Below are 15,828 nucleotides of genomic sequence, written 5' to 3'. Positions count from 1 at the left end.
AGGGTCGCCTTTCTTTTGCCTACGTTTCTTTGGCGAAGCAAAGAAAAGTAGGTCGCCTGCCGGGGCGAGACCCGGCCCCGGGAAGCAACCTCACAACGCAGTCCAAAAACCTAGCGAGCGTGCGTAACCCCGCCGTCCACCACCAGCGTAGACCCCATCACATAGTCCCCAGCCCGAGAGGCCAGGTAGATAGCGGCACCAGCCATGTCCTCAGGCGTACCAATGCGCCCAGCAGGAATCCGTCCCTTGACCTCATCCCCATGATCCCGCGCATCCTTGTTCATATCCGAAGCAAACGCCCCCGGAGCAATCGCACTGACCACGATCCGATCCTGCGCCAGCCGCAGCGCCATCCGCCGCGTCAACTGGATCAACCCCGCCTTGCTCGCCGCATACGAATAAGTCTCCTGCGGATTCACAGAAATCCCGTCGATGGAAGCAATGTTGATCACCTTCGACAGATGATCCGTAGCCGCCTTCTTGAGCATCGGCGTCAGCGCCTTGGTCAGGAAGAAGGGCGTCTTCAGGTTCAGGTCGACGACCTTGTCCCATCCACTCTCCGGAAACTCCTCATACGGCGCCCCCCAAGCAGCCCCCGCGTTGTTGACCAGGATATCGAGCGACCCTTCATGCTTCGCATAAGCATCGACCAGCGCCTGCGCCCCCTCCACAGTCGACACATCAGCAGGCAGCGACACACAATGCCCAAAAGCCGACAGCTCCTTCGCCGTCTGATCGCAAGCCGCCGCCTTGCGCGCCGAGATGTACACGCGCGCGCCCTGCGCCAGAAAGCCCTCGGCAATCATGCGGCCGATGCCGCGCGAGCCGCCGGTGATCAAGGCGCTGCGGCCCTTCAGCGAGAAGAGTTGGGTGGTGTCCATGTGCGTTTGTCTCCTGAGTGGTGGAAGAGAGGAAGTTCAATTCCCGTCAGGAGAAAGCTTAGTCCGCGACGCGCCCGCGCCGCGTCACCTAGGCGGCAGTAGGAGCAGAAGGCAGCGCCAGCCGGCGCGGGCTCTCGAAGGTGCGCAAGGCGCCATTCAGCGGGTCGACAAAAGCCAGCGACCGCGCCAGCAGCTGCAGCGGCCTGTCGAAGTCGTCATTCCCCGCAGGCTGCAGCGTGGGATAGAACGGGTCGTTCACGATCGGCAGGCCCAGCGCCTGGCAGTGCACCCGCAGCTGGTGCTTGCGGCCGGTGACGGGCGAGAGTTCCAGCAGCGCGTGGCCGTCGCGAGCCTCCCTCAGCACGATGCGGGTCTCGGAATTCGGCTCTCCGGGCGCTTCGCGCATGCGCATGAAATGGTCGTCGTCCACCAGCCGGCTGCGGTACACGGCGGGCACCGACGATACGCCCTCGTGCCACGGCACGACGGCCTCGTAGTGCTTGTCGATGCGCCGCTCGGGGAACATCGCCTGGTAGATGCCGCGCGTCTCGGGGCGCACCGAGAACAGCACCAGGCCCGAGGTGTTGCGATCGATGCGGTGCAGCGGCACGAGATCGTCCAGGCCGAGCTTGCGTTTCAGGCGCACCAGCAGGCTCTGCTGCACGTACTTGCCGGTGGGCGTGACAGGCACGAAGGGCGGCTTGTCGACCACCACCAGGTCGTCGTCCTGGTGCAGCACCAGTTCTTCGAAGGGGATGGGTGTCTCGGCGTCGAGCGCGCGGTAGTAGTACACGCGCAGCGGCGACTCGTAGCGCCGCGTGGCGGTGATGGGCACGCCGTGCTCGTCGCACACGTCGTTCGCTTCGATGCGCGAGAGCCAGGCCTCGCGCGAGATGGCGGGAAAGCGCTCGACCAGAAAGTCGGCGATGGTGGGCCAGGGGCCGTAAGGCAGCGAAACGCAGCTTGGGCTCACGCCGTCGCGCGTGGGCATCGGAACGGGGAAGCGGGGGCGCGTCATGGTGCGGCGGCGTCCAGCACTGACAGCACCTCGGCGAACGACGGCCGTGCCGCCACCTCGGGCTGCAGGCAGCGCGCCGCGAGCGTGGTCAAAGTCGAAGAAGAAACCGCATCGTCACAGCGCTCGGCCAGTTCTTCGAGCAGGCAACCGAAGGCGCGCATCTCCACGCCTTGCAGTGCCTTCGCGTGCGCCGGGTCGAGCGCGCCCGTCATCCAGGCCGCGCCGAAGTCGCCGAGCCGCCCGCCGTCCTGCGCGTGCCACAGGATGTTGTGGGCGTACAGGTCGCCATGCAGCAGGCCGCGCGTATGCAGGTGCGTCATGGCCGCCGCGATGTCGCGCGCGATGCGCAGCGCGGTGTCGGTCGTCCAGCGCGCGTCGTCGGCGTAGACGTCGCGGGTGCACGAGGCCAGGCTCGGTGGGCCGGCCAGGGTGCGGAACGAGGGCGGCACCAGCGCCATCACCAGGCCTTCCGTGCCGTCGGGGTGGCCGTCGATGCGGCCCTGCGCGGCGATCAGCGTCGGGTGCGCGCCGGCCGCGATGCAGGCCGCCATCTCGCTGTGCGGCCAGCCGTCGCTGGTGACGGCGCCCTTGAACAGCTTGACGGCCACGGGCTGCGCGGCGCCATCGGGTGTGGCGAGCGTGGCGCGGTGGATCACGCCCGAAGCGCCTTCGCCGAGCTTCGGGCCGAGCGTCAGGTTGCGCCAGTCGACGTGCGGCACGGTGGGTGCGTCGATGGCTGCGTCTTCGGTCGGCGCATCGAACGGGTTGCCCGCGCAGGCCAGCCAGGCCAGGCGCGGCAGGGTGGGCAGCCAGTCGGGCAGCGCCTCGAAGCGGTTGGCCGACAGGCGCAGCAGCTCGATCTGCCGGCAGCGGGCCACCGACGGCGGCAGGGCGCGCAGGCGGTTGCCGGCCAGCATCAGCTTCTGCATGCGGGTGCAGTCGCCGAGGGTGTCGGGCAGTGCCTCGATCGCGTTGTCGGTCAGGATCAGCCAGCGCAGCGAGGGCGGCAGCGCCTCGGCGGGCACGTGGGCGATGCGGTTGGCCTTGAAGCCCACGATGTCGAGCTGGCGGCACTGGCCGATGGACGCCGGCAGTTCGGTGAACCGGTTGTCGGAGCAGAACAGCACGCGCAGCTTGTGCAGCCGGCCGAGGTCGTCGGGCAGCGCACTGAGCGCATTGCCCGTGAGGTTCAGCGTTTCGAGGGTGTCGGCGAGCGCAAAAATCTCGCGCGGGAATTCGGTGAGTCCGCACGAGAGGTCCAGTCGTCGTGCGCCAGCCAGCCGGCCGGCGCGCAGCTCAGCCAGCGTGTTCGACATTGTCATTCCCAGAGTCTATGCGGCCGCCGCCGGGCCGCCCCAAGGCGAGCCGCGCCTCCCCCTCGGGGGGTGGAGTTACACGCAGCGAAGCGAAGTGAAAAGCCGGGGGGCCTCAGGCTGCGCCGAAGCGGTAGATGCCGTCGGCATCGAGCGTGCGCTTCACCTGCCCCGAGAACCACAGCAGGTGCAGGTGGGCCACGGTCTCGCCCATGGCGAAGGTGATCTGGTGCAGGTCGAGTTCGCGCTTGAACAGGATCGGCAGGCCCTCCGATGCCGTGATGGGGCGCGCGAGGCAGGCTTCGAGCAGCTCGGCCAGGCGGTCGCGGTGGTGCTCTTGCAGCTGGTCGACGCGGCGGTGGATGCCGGTGAAGGGCTTGCCGTGCGAGGGCAGCCCCAGCGTGTCGGCCGGCAGGGCCTTGAACTTGTCGATGCTGTCCAGGAACAGGCGCAGCGAATTGGCCTCGGGCTCGCCCGCGTGCACGCTCACGTTGGTCGAGATGCGCGGCAGCATCATGTCGCCGCCCAGCAGCAGCTTCGGCTCGGCGCAGTACAGCGCGATGTGCTCGGGCGCGTGGCCGTAGCCGCTGATGCAGCGCCAGTCGCGCCCGCCGATGGTGACGATGTCGCCGTCCATCATGCGCACGTAGCGGGCGGGCACGCTGGGCACCATGTTGGTGTAGTAGCTGGTGCGCGCGCGGATCTTGGCGATCGATTCGGGGTTGGTCAGGCCGTGCGAGGCGAAGAAGTCGGCCGCCGCGTCGCCGCCCGCGAGCGTGTCGCCGGCGCTGCACAGCACGCGCGCCACGTGGTAGTCGGTGGCGCTGATCCACAGCGGCGCGTTCCAGCGCTGGCACAGCCAGTCGGCCAGGCCGATGTGGTCGGGGTGCATGTGGGTGACGATCACGCGCAGGATCGGCAGGCCCTGCAGCTGGGTCTCGAAAATCTGCTCCCACTGCGCGCGGGCCTCGTCGTGCGCGATGCAGCAGTCGACCACCGTCCAGCCCTCGACGCCGTCGATCGTGTCGCGCAGCAGCCAGAGGTTGATGTGGTCCAGCGCAAAGGGCAGCCGCATGCGGATCCAGCGCACGCCGGGCGCGACTTCCAGTGCTTCGCCGGCGGCGGGCAGGGTGTCGCCCAGGGGGTAGTGGAGTTCGCGTTCGAGGAGGTTCATGTATGATTGACGTTTACGTAAACGTCATGGGTTGAGGCATCATTGTAGAGAATGCGCCGCCAACCTGCTGTCGCCCCCGCAACCCTTGCCGCCCATGCCCGCGCAGACCTTCACCATCAGCCAGCTCGCCAAGGAGTTCGATCTCACGACGCGCGCCATCCGCTTCTATGAAGACATGGGCCTGCTGTCGCCGGAGCGGGCCGGCCTGCAGCGCGTGTACAGCGCGCGCGACCGGGCGCGGCTCACGCTCACGCTGCGCGCCAAGCGCCTGGGCCTGACGCTGGTCGAGGCGAAAGACATCCTCGACATGTACGACAGCCCGCGCGACACCGTGCCGCAGCTGGAAAAATTCCTGGGCGTGCTCGGCGCCCACCGCGCGCAGCTCGAGGCGCAGCTGGCCGAACTGCAGGCCAACCTCGCCGAAGTGCGCGAGCACGAGAAAAAAGGCCGCGCCACGCTGACCAGGGCGCAGAAGGCCGCCAAGGCCGTCCAGGACGCCCGAGGTGGCGAAAACACGCCCGACACGACGACTCACTGACAATAGACCACCATGCCCTCCGACAACCTCGACGACCTCTTTGCCCACAACCGTGCCTGGTCCGCCCAGATGGAGCGTGACCGGCCCGGCTTCTTCACCGGCCTTGTCAAGCAGCAGACGCCGCGCTACATGTGGATCGGCTGTTCCGACAGCCGCGTGCCCGCCAACCAGATCACCGGCCTGGAGCCGGGTGAAGTGTTCGTGCACCGCAACGTCGCCAACATCGTGGTGCACTCCGACCTCAATGCGCTCTCGGCGATCCAGTTCGCGGTCGAGCACCTGAAGGTCGAGCACATCATGGTGGTCGGCCACTACGGCTGCGCCGGCGTGAAGGCTGCGCTCAGCGGCAAGCGCATCGGCCTGGCCGACAACTGGATCCGCCACATCCAGGACGTGCGCGACCGCCACAGCGTGATGCTCGACAGCCTGCCCGAAGACGTGCGCGTCGATGCGCTGTGCGAGCTCAACGTGGCCGAGCAGGTGGTCAACGTGGCCGTCAGCACCGTCATGGTCGACGCCTGGGCGCGCGGCCAGAAGGTGCGCATCCACGGCTGGACCTTCGGCGTGCACGACGGCCTGCTGCAAGACCTCGGCCTGAGTGTCGAGGGCGACAAGCCGCTCGACGCCATCTACAAGGCCGCCGTGCAGCGCATCCGCTACAAGTGGAGCAAGCCCGCAGGCGCCTCGCCGTCGGCGCAGGCAGGTGCCGACGGCACCGAAGGCACCGAGACCCCGCCAGCCGCCTGAGCGAACCCGCCGCTGCCATCGCCGGTCCTGTCGCCATGTTCCCGCAGCGCCTCGATTCCCCGCTGGCCTACGACATCGCGAAGGCGATGATCGACGGGTTCAACCGGCACTACCGGCTGTTCCGCGCCGAATCGGCGCGCGCCAAGCACCGCTTCGAGACCGCCGACTGGCACGGCCAGCAGCGGGCGCAGCGCGAGCGCATCGAGTTCTACGACCTGCGCGTGAACGAGGCCGTGGCCCGGCTCGAAAAAGAGTTCAAGGCTGGCGACCAGCCCATGGAAGTCTGGCACCAGGTCAAGCTGCACTTCATCGGCCTGCTGGTGAACCACCACCAGCCCGAGCTGGCCGAGAGTTTCTTCAACTCGGTCACCACGAAGATCCTGCACCGGGCCTACTTCCAGAACGACTTCATCTTCGTGCGCCCGGCCATCAGCACCGAGTACATCGAGCCGCGCGGCGCACCCACCTACCGGCCGTACTACCCCTCGCAGGCCACGCTGCCCGACATCATCGAGCAGATGCTCGACGACTTCGCGCTGCAGGGCAGCTACGCCAACAAGCGGCGCGACGCTGAGCGCGTGGCGCACGTCATCCTGAACCGCTTCCACCAGGTCAAGCTGCGCGCCAACTTCCAGCTGCAGGTGCTGTCGGGCCTGTTCTACCGGAACAAGGGCGCCTACGTGGTCGGCAAGATCATGAACGGCTTCACCGAGATCCCGTTCTCGCTGCCCATCCTGCACGACACCCACGGCAAGTTCTACATCGACGCGGCGCTGTTCGGCGAAGACGACCTGCAGATGCTGTTCAGCTTTGCGCGCGCCTACTTCATGGTCGACATGGAGGTGCCCTCGGCCTGGGTGCAGTTCCTGCGCTCGCTCATGCCGCGCAAGCCGCGCGCCGAAATCTACAACGCGCTCGGCCTGGCCAAGCAGGGCAAGACGCTGTTCTACCGCGACTTTCTGTCGCACCTGAACTACTCGAGCGACCGCTTTCGCATCGCGCCCGGCATCAAGGGCATGGTCATGCTGGTGTTCGACCTGCCGTCGTTTCCGTTCGTGTTCAAGGTCATCAAGGACTTCTACCCGCCGCAGAAGGACACCACGCGCGAGCAGATCAAGGGCAAGTACATGCTCGTGAAGCAGCACGACCGCGTGGGCCGCATGGCCGACACGCTCGAGTACAGCAACGTGGGCTTTCCGCTCGATCGCTTCGAGCCCGAGCTCATCGAAGAGATCCGCAAGTTCGCGCCCAGCCAGCTCGAGATCGGCGACCGCGACGGCAACGGGGAGATGGAGGTCGTGCTCAAGCACGTCTACATCGAGCGCCGCATGATCCCGCTGAACATCTACCTGCAGGAAGCCTTCGACACGCTGGCCCACCCCGAGAGCCCGGCCCAGGCCCGGCGCGCCAAGGACCAGCTGGAGCATGCGGTCATCGAGTACGGCAACGCCATCAAGGACATGGTGGCCGCCAACATCTTCCCCGGCGACATGCTGTGGAAGAACTTCGGCGTCACGCGCGGCGGCAAGGTCGTGTTCTACGACTACGACGAAATCGAATACGTCACCGACTGCAAGTTCCGCAAGGTGCCCACGCCGCGCAACGAAGAAGACGAGATGAGCGGCGAGGTCTGGTATTCGGTCGGCCCGAAGGACGTGTTCCCCGAGACCTTCGAGCCCTTTCTGCTGGGCAACAAGGACGTGCGCGCCGCCTTCATGGCGCACCACGCCGACCTGCTCGACGCCGCCTTCTGGCAGCACCACAAGGAACGCATCCAGGCCGGCCAGATGCTCGACGTGTTCCCGTATGAAGAGTCGCAACGCTTCCAGCACGAAGGCCATGCGACGCATTTCTGACCGCCCGTTCCCGATTCCTGTTTTCGTTTTGTCTTTGATTTCACTTTCACATTCCTGAAGGAGACCTCCATGTCCGAATCCATCGTCATCGTCGGCGCCGCCCGCACCCCCATGGGTGGCTTCCAGGGCGACTTTTCGTCCCTCTCCGCGCACGACCTGGGCGGCGCGGCCATCAAGGCGGCCGTCGAGCGCGCCGGCATCGCGCCCGAGAGCGTGGGTGAAGTGCTGTTCGGCAACTGCCTCATGGCCGGCCAGGGCCAGGCCCCGGCGCGCCAGGCGGCCTACAAGGGCGGCCTGCCCGACAGCGCGGGCGCCGTCACGCTCAGCAAGATGTGCGGCTCGGCCATGAAGGCCGCGATGCTTGCGCACGACCTGCTGCTGGCCGGCACGCATGACGTCATCGTGGCGGGCGGCATGGAAAGCATGACCAACGCGCCCTACCTCATGCTCAAGGGCCGCGGCGGCTACCGCATGGGCCACGACAAGATCTACGACCACATGATGCTCGACGGCCTCGAAGACGCCTACCAGCCGGGCCGCTCCATGGGCACCTTCGGCGAAGACTGCGCCGCCAAGTACAACTTCACGCGCGAGCAGCAAGACGCCTTCGCCATCGCCAGCGTGCAGCGCGCCAAGGCCGCCACCGAATCGGGCGCCTTCAAGGACGAGATCACCCCCGTCACCGTGAAGGGCCGCGGCGGCGACACCGTGATCTCCATCGACGAAGGCCCGGGCAAGGTCAAGCTGGACAAGATCCCGACGCTCAAGCCCGCGTTCAAGAAAGAAAACGGCACCATCACCGCCGCCTCGAGCTCGTCGATCAACGACGGTGCCGCCGCGCTGGTCATGATGACCGAGTCGCACGCCAAGAAGATCGGCGCCAAGCCGCTGGCGCGCATCGTCGGCCACGCCACGCACGCGCAGCAACCCGAGTGGTTCTCCACCGCGCCGGTCGGCGCCGTGCAGAAGCTGTTCGCCAAGACCGGCTGGACCGTGAAGGACGTCGACCTGTGGGAAGTGAACGAGGCCTTCGCCGTCGTGCCCATGGCGCTCATGCACGAGCTCGACGTGTCGCACGACATCGTCAACGTGAACGGCGGCGCCTGCGCGCTGGGCCACCCCATCGGCGCCAGCGGCGCGCGCATCATGGTCACGCTGCTGCACGCACTGAAGGCGCGCGGCAAGAAGCGCGGCGTCGCCACGCTGTGCATCGGCGGCGGCGAAGGCACCGCGGTCGCGCTCGAATTGCTATAACGCCAGGAGCCGCCGGTGCCCGGGAGAGGGCGCCGGCCGGTTTTCCACCCCGGACAGTTCAAACAAAACTATGCGTAGAGCAGGAGATTTCATGCGCCCATCTATTCACCGTACCGCCGTTGCCGCCGTGCTCGCTACCGCCTTCGTGGCAGGTGGCGCCTGGGCCCAGAAGCGCGACAACGTGCTGTTCCAGGCCGCCACCGACGAGCAGCCGGCGGTGATCAAGACGCTCGAGAAGCTCGTCAACATCGAGACCGGCACCGGTGACGCCGAAGGCATGGCCGCCGCCGGCGCGTACCTCGAAGGCGAGCTGAAGAACCTCGGCTTTACCGTCACGCGCAGCAAGTCGGTCGGCCTCGTGGTCGGCGACAACATCGTCGGCAAGCTCAAGGGCCGCGGCGGCAAGAACCTGCTGCTCATGTCGCACATGGACACCGTGTACACCAAGGGCACGCTCGCCAAGGCGCCGTTCCGCATCGAAGGCGACAAGGCCTACGGCCCCGGCATCGCCGACGACAAGGGCGGTAACGCCGTCATCCTGCACACGCTCAAGCTGCTGAAAGACTACGGCGTGCGCGACTACGGCACCATCACCGTGCTGTTCAACACCGACGAGGAAAAAGGCTCCTTCGGCTCGCGCGACCTGATCCAGGAAGAAGCCAAGCTGGCCGACTACGTGCTCTCGTTCGAGCCCACCAGCGCCGGCGACGAAAAGATGTCGCTCGGCACCTCAGGCATTGCCTACGTGCAGGTCAACATCACCGGCAAGGCCTCGCACGCGGGCGCCGCGCCCGAGCTGGGCGTGAACGCATTGGTCGAGGCCTCCGACCTCGTGCTGCGCACCATGAGCATCGACGACAAGTCGAAGAACCTGCGCTTCAACTGGACCATCGCCAAGGCCGGCAACGTGTCGAACATCATCCCGGCCAGCGCCACGCTGAACGCCGACGTGCGCTATGCGCGCAACGAAGACTTCGACGCCGCCATGAAGACGCTCGAAGAAAAGGCGCAGCAGAAAAAACTGCCCGAGGCCGACGTCAAGGTGCTCGTCACGCGCGGGCGTCCGGCCTTCAACGCGGGCGAGGGCGGCAAGAAGCTCGTCGACAAGGCCGTGGTCTTCTACAAGGAAGCCGGCGGCACCGTGGGCGTCGAAGAGCGCACCGGCGGCGGCACCGACGCGGCCTACGCGGCGCTCTCGGGCAAGCCCGTGATCGAAAGCCTGGGCCTGCCCGGCTTCGGCTACCACAGCGACAAGGCCGAGTACGTCGACATCAGCGCCATTCCGCGCCGCCTGTACATGGCCGCGCGCCTGATCATGGACCTGGGCGCCGGCAAGTAAGCCTCGCACCCATCGACAAGAAAGAACTGGAGACAACGCCATGCTGCTCAGCGCAGACCAGGAAGCCATCCGCGACGCCGTGCGCGATTTTGCGCAGGCCGAGCTCTGGCCCAACGCCCCCAAGTGGGACCGCGACCACAGCTTTCCGAAGGAAGTGCACCAGGGCCTGGCCGCGCTGGGCGCCTACGGCATCTGCGTGCCCGAGGAGCATGGCGGCGCGGGCCTCGACTACCTCACGCTCGCGCTCGTGCTCGAAGAGATTGCAGCCGGCGACGGCGGCACCAGCACCGCCATCAGCGTGACCAACTGCCCCGTCAACGCCATCCTCATGCGCTACGGCAACGCGCAGCAGAAGAAGAAGTGGCTCGAGCCGCTGGCCCAGGGCCAGATGCTCGGCGCCTTCTGCCTCACCGAGCCGCAGGCCGGCAGCGATGCATCGAGCCTGCGCACCACCGCGCGCAAGGACGGCGACGGCTACGTGATCGACGGCGTGAAGCAGTTCATCACCAGCGGCAAGAACGGCCAGGTCGCCATCGTCATCGCCGTGACCGACAAGGGCGCCGGCAAGCGCGGCATGAGCGCGTTCATCGTGCCCACCGACGCACCCGGCTACAACGTCGCGCGCCTGGAAGACAAGCTCGGCCAACACAGCAGCGACACCGCGCAGATCAACTTCGACAGCTGCCGCATCCCGGCCGAGAACCTCATCGGCGCCGAAGGCGAGGGCTACAAGATCGCGCTCGGCGCGCTCGAAGGCGGACGCATCGGCATCGCCGCGCAGAGCGTGGGCATGGCCCGCAGCGCCTTCGACGTGGCCGTGGCCTACGCCAAGGAACGCCAGGCCTTCGGCGCCGCCATCTTCGACCAGCAGGCCGTGGGCTTTCGCCTGGCCGAATGCGCCACGCAGATCGAAGCCGCGCGCCAGCTCATCTGGCACGCCGCCAGCCTGCGCGACGCCGGCCGGCCCTGCCTGAAAGAAGCTGCCATGGCCAAGCTCTTCGCCAGCGAGATGGCCGAGCGCGTGTGCAGCGCCGCCATCCAGACCCTGGGCGGCTACGGCTACGTGAACGACTTTCCGCTGGAGCGCATCTACCGCGACGTGCGCGTGTGCCAGATCTACGAAGGCACGTCGGACATCCAGAAGCTGCTGATTCAACGCGCGCTGGCGTGATTGCTTGATCACGTGAGCTGACGCCGCGGCCGACCCTGGGGCTCGATCGCCGCGGCACTCGCGCTCGTGGCGCTGGCCGCCTGGAGCGTCGTCATCGAGCCGCGCTGGGTGGCCGCGCGAGTCGAGCCCTTGGGCTCGGCGCAGTGGCAGCCGCCGGCAGGTCTGAAGGTCGCCGTGGCCAGCGACTGGCACCTCAGCACGCGCTCGCTGTGGCGCGTGACCAGCGCCGACCGCGCCGCGGCCATCGTCGACCAGATCAACGCGGCGCAGCCCGACGTGATCCTGCTGCCCGGCGACTTTCTTGCGGGCTCCGGCGACGACGAAGACTTTTCCATCGAAGCCATGGCTGCCGTGCTCGGTCGCCTGAAGGCGCCGCAGGGCGTGTACGCGGTGCTCGGCAACCACGACTGGTGGCACGACGGCGAACGCACCGCCAAGGCCCTGTCCACGCAGGGCATTCGCGTGCTGGAGAACGCCGCGGTGCGCCTGCCCGGTCACGACCTCTGGGTGGTCGGCATCGGCGACGACTCCACCGGCCATTCGCAGCCCGACAAGGCCCTGGCCGGCGTGCCACCCGGCGCCGCCACGCTGGTCATGATGCACGACCCCTTCAGCTTCGCCGGCATGCCGCGCACGCAGGGGCTCGTGGTGGCGGGGCACACGCACGGTGGGTAGATCAGCGTGCCGGGCTATGGCGCACTCGTGGTGCCTGGGCGCGCGCCGCGTGAATGGGCCTATGGCTGGATCGCGCACAAGGACCACAGGCGCATGTACGTGACCAGCGGGCTTGGCGTGAGCATCTTGCCGGTGCGGTTCAACATGCGGCCTGAGTGGGTGATGTTTCGGTAGGGTGGTGCGTGGTGGTCGCGGGCGCTTGACGGGCGTCGTGGTGACCGCGAACATTGCCGTCGCCTCGTGATGAGCGGGGTCGGGATTGGCGTCCCGCTGACATCCTGCGTAGCAATCCTTGGAGGCCTATGGCCAATGCTTCAAGCGCAGTCACCGACGCCGGTTGTTCCTGTGCGTCTTCCCGTTCCGCCACTCAATTCACACCCTTCGAATGGGTGCAAGGCGAACGGCTCCCGCCTTCACTGCAAAGCCACGCGGCGTTTCTCAACGAGGCGCGCGATGTGGTGCAGGGCGCGCAGACGTTGGTTCAGTTGCTCGAATGGGATGAGGACCGGCGCGACGCCGCTTCTTCTGATGCAGATGCAGATGCAGATGCAGCTCCGCTTCTCGATGCATGCCAGCGGAGTTCGCTGCAGCGGTTTCTTGCGGTATCGCTGGGACTGCTTCATGCTCGGATTGAAGCGCAGTGCGAGGTGTTGACCGAGTAGGGGGACGACGCGGAGGCGTTCTTCTCGTTTCGGAAGACATGAGCCTGTGGCATTCTTCGAATGCCTGACGCATGAAAACTCCGCACGTGGGGGCTCATGACATAAGAGCGGTTGCTGCAAGACCCGCAAGTCCTTTGAGTGTGTCGAACGCGATTCCTACCCCGCGCTCCTTGCTAACTTCCTTGATCTTGTCCCACATTCTCTTCTCGCGGATCGTGTCGAGCAGGTCCGCTCCTGGCATCGTCAGCTCGGGGCTTTTCAAGTAGTGCCCCTCGCTGAGCGTCTGGTACTTGATGCCCTTCAAGTAGCCCATTTCTTCAAGCATCAACGCATGCCGCGCTCGATCCGCTTCCGGGTCTTCGCTGTTGTATGGCTGGAAGAAAACGAACTCGTCAGTCTGCTTCACGTTGAGCGCTTCAACTTCGAGAAGCACCGACCGCATGGTGTCCCAATCTCTTTTCATTCGAGCCGCCCTTTAAGGTACTTGCCTTCACCACCCTTCAGCTCACTTCTGTCGATGAGCTTGCCTTGAAACTGGAAATCACGATCGATGCGAACGACGAGCAACTGCTCAAAGTTTCCTTGGCTCTTGACGACGACGTGGTCGTTGGTTTTCTCGGGCGAGATGGTTTTCACCTCGACAAGCTTCCCGGCAATCGTGCCGTCAGAGCCGGGTGAGTGGGTTGCATGGCGGCGAAGCCCAAACTTGATCTCCGCATAGATTTCGCCAAGCTCGCCCCAGACTTGTAGGTATCGGCCTGTGTTTTGGAAGTGGCGCGCAGCGCAGTCAACCAAGTCTTGGAAAATCTCTATTTGCTCTGGCACGCTGAAAGGGAAGCCCTCTCTGCTCTGGAAGGGCTTGACGGAATGGGCGTCGTCTTCCGGCTCATCTTCGAGTTGATCGTTGATCCACTCCTTGTCGATGTACTTCCACTCCCAAGGCGCGACGCCACAGGCAGCAGCGTCGGCTATGTCTTCTGCGCTGTAGCCGCGCTCGTTCATCTCGTAAAGAAATTCCCAGTCACTCATGTGTTTCCTCCATCCTCGATTGCTAGATGATCCGGGCAAGCTCCATCTGTTCTTAGAACGGCGCGTATGTCGCCAAGGAAAAATTGTAGGTATTGCTGAAAGCAGAGGAGCCTCCACCTAGCCAGATTCGGGACATTTGTCCCTTGGCGCATCCCTGCTGATCGTGCATTCTGCGCAGCATGACGTCGATCGAGCACATCATTACTCGCGCTATTAGCCCCTCCAGTGTGCGGCCGAATGGGCGGCTCACGTCCCCTCGAAGCTACGGCGTGTATCGCATCCCCACTTCGGCCGACTCCAAAAGCAGCTTTCGGTTCGGAAACCACCCGGTCCGCCAGCGGGAGCTCGAGCGCGAATTTGGCTCCTGCAAGCTCGAATACCTGTTTGCCGAACGCGCCGATGCCAAGGCCGTCGCACAGCATCAGGCAGGGGAATGATCCACTGTTGCCCCTTGTGGTCGGGGCACACGCATCAGTAGCCGCGGTTCATGAGGATCTGCTGGATCTCATCCACTGCGTGCGCCTGTTGTTTGGCCGACTTTCGCTGTTGTGCACCGAGCTTAGGGTGTTCGCGAACCAGGAGTTCGTGACGAAGGACCGCAACTGGCCGTTAGGCGCCAAAGTGGCTCTTCGCATAGGTCCAGGCCTGAGCGCCTTGCAATCTTGCTTGGGCATCAGTCAGCTTGAAAAGGAGCGGCTCAAAAATCCGCCGCGGACGGCCGTCGAAGTGATCGACAAGGAGCCCGGCCACTTGGTGGTTGGCCTCGTTGAGCTGCCGAGTCCCTTCGATATTGTTGTCGTAGCAAAGTACCCGTTGACCGATCGTCAGACCGTGCGCAAGCAGCGCCATGAAACGGGCGAAGTCACCGTCGGATAGGGCCGCAATCCAGAGCGACTCTGAGCTATATGCTGAGTTCATTTGATTGGGCATTGCAAGGTCTGATCGAGGCCGGCTGCGGTCAGAAGAACCTATTGCGCGTGAACTCTGAATCCCAAGTAGAGAAAAAACGCCACAACCGCCCCGACGATGGCAAGCCCAACCGACCACGGAATGTCCATGTCACTGCTGCGCTCGCGACGCGAGACGCCATCCATACGGGTCAGCATCGTGCGTCGCTGGTCCGGCGTGTTGATGAGGAGCTTGACGACGCCTGCAATGCCGCAAAGGGCAACAGCGCCCCCGATGATCATCCATCCCCACACTTCCATATTGAACGTGGTGGGAAATGCACCATCGGCGCTTGCGACAAAGGGGTCGCGTCCCCTTCGCGTGACAACGATTTGTCCGGCGCGCCATGCGTTGAATCCGTGCAGAAAGGCAAAGACGCCCAAGGAGAGGGTCGCAGCGAGCAGGAAGAACAGCTTGAGGAATCGCAAAAGCATGCTTTGGTGTTCAGCTTGAAGGAACGAAACGCCGGACGACTTTAGCGGCACAAGCCATTGGCGCAAGAGGCCCCGGCGCCTCTAGCCCTGGCAGATCCTCGCAAAGCGGGCATGCCCGGAAGCCCCCTTCAGCCCCCGCCGCGCCAAGTGTTCCAATAGAGCCCTTCATGAGCGCCACCGACCCCACTCCCGGCCCCTGCCCCTGCGGCCGCACCGACCGTCGCGACAAGCCCATTGGCTACGCCCTGTGCTGTGGGCGCTACCTCGACGATTTCGAGAACACGCCGGCGCCCGACGCCGAATCGCTGATGCGTTCGCGCTATTCGGCCTTCGTGCTGGCGCGTGCCGACTACCTGCTCGCCACCTGGCATGCGTCGAAGCGGCCGGCGTCGGTCGAGTTCGAGCCGGGCGTGAAATGGCTGGGGCTGGACATTCGCTCGCGCTCGGTGCTCGACGCCGACCACGCCGAGGTCGAGTTCGTCGCCCGCCAGCGAGGCGCGACGGGCGTGGCGTTCCGCCTGCACGAGCGCAGCCGCTTCGTGCGCGAGGACGAGCGCTGGTATTACGTCGACGGCGACCTGCACCAGCCCCCGGGTTGACGGCGGCGGGCTTCGGCCCGCACAATCGGCCCCGCTCCGGGGTGCACGCATGTGGCGTGCTGAGATGGCAAAGCTGCCGACCCGCGAACTTGATCCGGGTCATACCGGCGTAAGAAGAGCTGCACTCCCTGACTTCGGTCCGTCACTCCCTTTTCTGGTGGCGGGCCTCCCGAGGTCCACTGAGCGATTG

General features: G+C 65.6%; 18 protein-coding genes and 1 riboswitch. Of the genes, 11 read left to right on the top strand and 7 right to left on the bottom strand.

Going from position 1 to position 15,828, the window contains the following annotated elements:
• Positions 1–110: 110 nt before the first annotated feature.
• The 4 genes from AC07XP_RS16425 to AC07XP_RS16410 all read right to left on the bottom strand — a co-directional run bounded on the left by AC07XP_RS16425 (position 111) and on the right by AC07XP_RS16410 (position 4,386).
• Positions 111–881, bottom strand: coding sequence for an SDR family oxidoreductase (locus AC07XP_RS16425; protein ID WP_062478757.1), 771 nt, complete (start codon positions 879–881; stop codon positions 111–113).
• Positions 882–969: 88 nt separating this feature from the next.
• The gene (locus AC07XP_RS16420) at positions 970–1,899 is read right to left on the bottom strand and encodes a pseudouridine synthase (RefSeq protein WP_495265271.1); all 930 of its coding nucleotides are present in this window, start codon (positions 1,897–1,899) and stop codon (positions 970–972) included.
• Positions 1,896–3,215, bottom strand: coding sequence for a leucine-rich repeat-containing protein kinase family protein (locus tag AC07XP_RS16415; RefSeq protein WP_495265273.1), 1,320 nt, complete (start codon positions 3,213–3,215; stop codon positions 1,896–1,898). The genes AC07XP_RS16420 and AC07XP_RS16415 overlap by 4 nt, the downstream gene beginning before the upstream one ends.
• A gap of 112 nt (positions 3,216–3,327) precedes the next feature.
• Entirely contained in the window at positions 3,328–4,386 is a 1,059-nt protein-coding gene (locus AC07XP_RS16410) for an MBL fold metallo-hydrolase (RefSeq protein ID WP_159279461.1), read from the bottom strand.
• 94 nt (positions 4,387–4,480) lie between these two features.
• Between AC07XP_RS16410 and AC07XP_RS16405 the strand changes: the two genes are divergently transcribed.
• From AC07XP_RS16405 to AC07XP_RS16370, 8 genes are all read left to right on the top strand, one after another.
• Positions 4,481–4,924 (top strand): MerR family transcriptional regulator, encoded by a 444-nt coding sequence (locus AC07XP_RS16405; RefSeq protein ID WP_070062936.1) that lies wholly within the window; start codon positions 4,481–4,483, stop codon positions 4,922–4,924.
• Between the two features lie 12 nt (positions 4,925–4,936).
• A complete protein-coding gene (gene can / locus AC07XP_RS16400) occupies positions 4,937–5,671 on the top strand; it encodes a carbonate dehydratase (RefSeq protein WP_062478745.1) in 735 nt (244 codons plus the stop codon).
• A 35-nt stretch (positions 5,672–5,706) separates the two neighbouring features.
• Positions 5,707–7,527 carry a bifunctional isocitrate dehydrogenase kinase/phosphatase gene (aceK, locus tag AC07XP_RS16395; protein WP_062478759.1) on the top strand — a complete coding sequence of 607 codons (1,821 nt, stop codon included), beginning with the start codon at positions 5,707–5,709 and terminating at the stop codon, positions 7,525–7,527.
• A 69-nt stretch (positions 7,528–7,596) separates the two neighbouring features.
• Positions 7,597–8,781, top strand: a complete 1,185-nt coding sequence (locus tag AC07XP_RS16390; RefSeq protein WP_159279460.1) for an acetyl-CoA C-acyltransferase — start codon at positions 7,597–7,599, stop codon at positions 8,779–8,781.
• 91 nt (positions 8,782–8,872) lie between these two features.
• Entirely contained in the window at positions 8,873–10,120 is a 1,248-nt protein-coding gene (locus AC07XP_RS16385) for a glutamate carboxypeptidase (RefSeq protein ID WP_159272768.1), read from the top strand.
• Positions 10,121–10,160: 40 nt separating this feature from the next.
• Complete coding sequence (locus AC07XP_RS16380) at positions 10,161–11,291, top strand: acyl-CoA dehydrogenase family protein (protein ID WP_495265270.1); 1,131 nt, start codon at positions 10,161–10,163, stop codon at positions 11,289–11,291.
• Positions 11,292–11,357: 66 nt separating this feature from the next.
• Positions 11,358–11,966, top strand: coding sequence for a metallophosphoesterase (locus AC07XP_RS16375; protein ID WP_495265269.1), 609 nt, complete (start codon positions 11,358–11,360; stop codon positions 11,964–11,966).
• Between the two features lie 302 nt (positions 11,967–12,268).
• Positions 12,269–12,628 (top strand): hypothetical protein, encoded by a 360-nt coding sequence (locus tag AC07XP_RS16370; RefSeq protein ID WP_495265268.1) that lies wholly within the window; start codon positions 12,269–12,271, stop codon positions 12,626–12,628.
• 94 nt (positions 12,629–12,722) lie between these two features.
• On the opposite strand, the gene AC07XP_RS16365 is transcribed toward AC07XP_RS16370, so the two are convergent.
• Together AC07XP_RS16365 and AC07XP_RS16360 are read right to left on the bottom strand one after the other, a co-directional pair.
• Entirely contained in the window at positions 12,723–13,091 is a 369-nt protein-coding gene (locus tag AC07XP_RS16365; protein WP_495265267.1) for a DUF2513 domain-containing protein, read from the bottom strand.
• On the bottom strand, positions 13,088–13,657 hold the full coding sequence (locus AC07XP_RS16360) for a DUF6998 domain-containing protein (RefSeq protein ID WP_495265266.1): 570 nt from the start codon (positions 13,655–13,657) through the stop codon (positions 13,088–13,090). The genes AC07XP_RS16365 and AC07XP_RS16360 overlap by 4 nt, the downstream gene beginning before the upstream one ends.
• Before the next feature lie 179 nt (positions 13,658–13,836).
• On the opposite strand from AC07XP_RS16360, the gene AC07XP_RS16355 reads away from it, so the two are divergent.
• Together AC07XP_RS16355 and AC07XP_RS16350 are read left to right on the top strand one after the other, a co-directional pair.
• The gene (locus AC07XP_RS16355) at positions 13,837–14,094 is read left to right on the top strand and encodes a hypothetical protein (protein WP_495265265.1); all 258 of its coding nucleotides are present in this window, start codon (positions 13,837–13,839) and stop codon (positions 14,092–14,094) included.
• Positions 14,095–14,101: 7 nt separating this feature from the next.
• Positions 14,102–14,533: a hypothetical protein gene (locus tag AC07XP_RS16350; RefSeq protein ID WP_495265264.1), complete on the top strand. Its 432-nt coding sequence runs from the start codon at positions 14,102–14,104 to the stop codon at positions 14,531–14,533.
• Positions 14,534–14,625: 92 nt separating this feature from the next.
• Here the strand turns inward: AC07XP_RS16350 and AC07XP_RS16345 are convergent, their stop codons facing one another.
• Entirely contained in the window at positions 14,626–15,039 is a 414-nt protein-coding gene (locus AC07XP_RS16345) for a hypothetical protein (RefSeq protein WP_495265263.1), read from the bottom strand.
• Between the two features lie 167 nt (positions 15,040–15,206).
• On the opposite strand from AC07XP_RS16345, the gene AC07XP_RS16340 reads away from it, so the two are divergent.
• Entirely contained in the window at positions 15,207–15,638 is a 432-nt protein-coding gene (locus AC07XP_RS16340; RefSeq protein WP_159279453.1) for a YchJ family protein, read from the top strand.
• 27 nt (positions 15,639–15,665) lie between these two features.
• Positions 15,666–15,771: riboswitch (TPP riboswitch) on the top strand.
• Positions 15,772–15,828 lie beyond the last annotated feature (57 nt).

The sequence above is a fragment of the Variovorax sp. GW531-E2 genome, from assembly GCF_059423125.1.
Note: the sequence above shows the minus strand (reverse complement) of the source record. Positions and strands in the feature narration are given on the sequence as shown.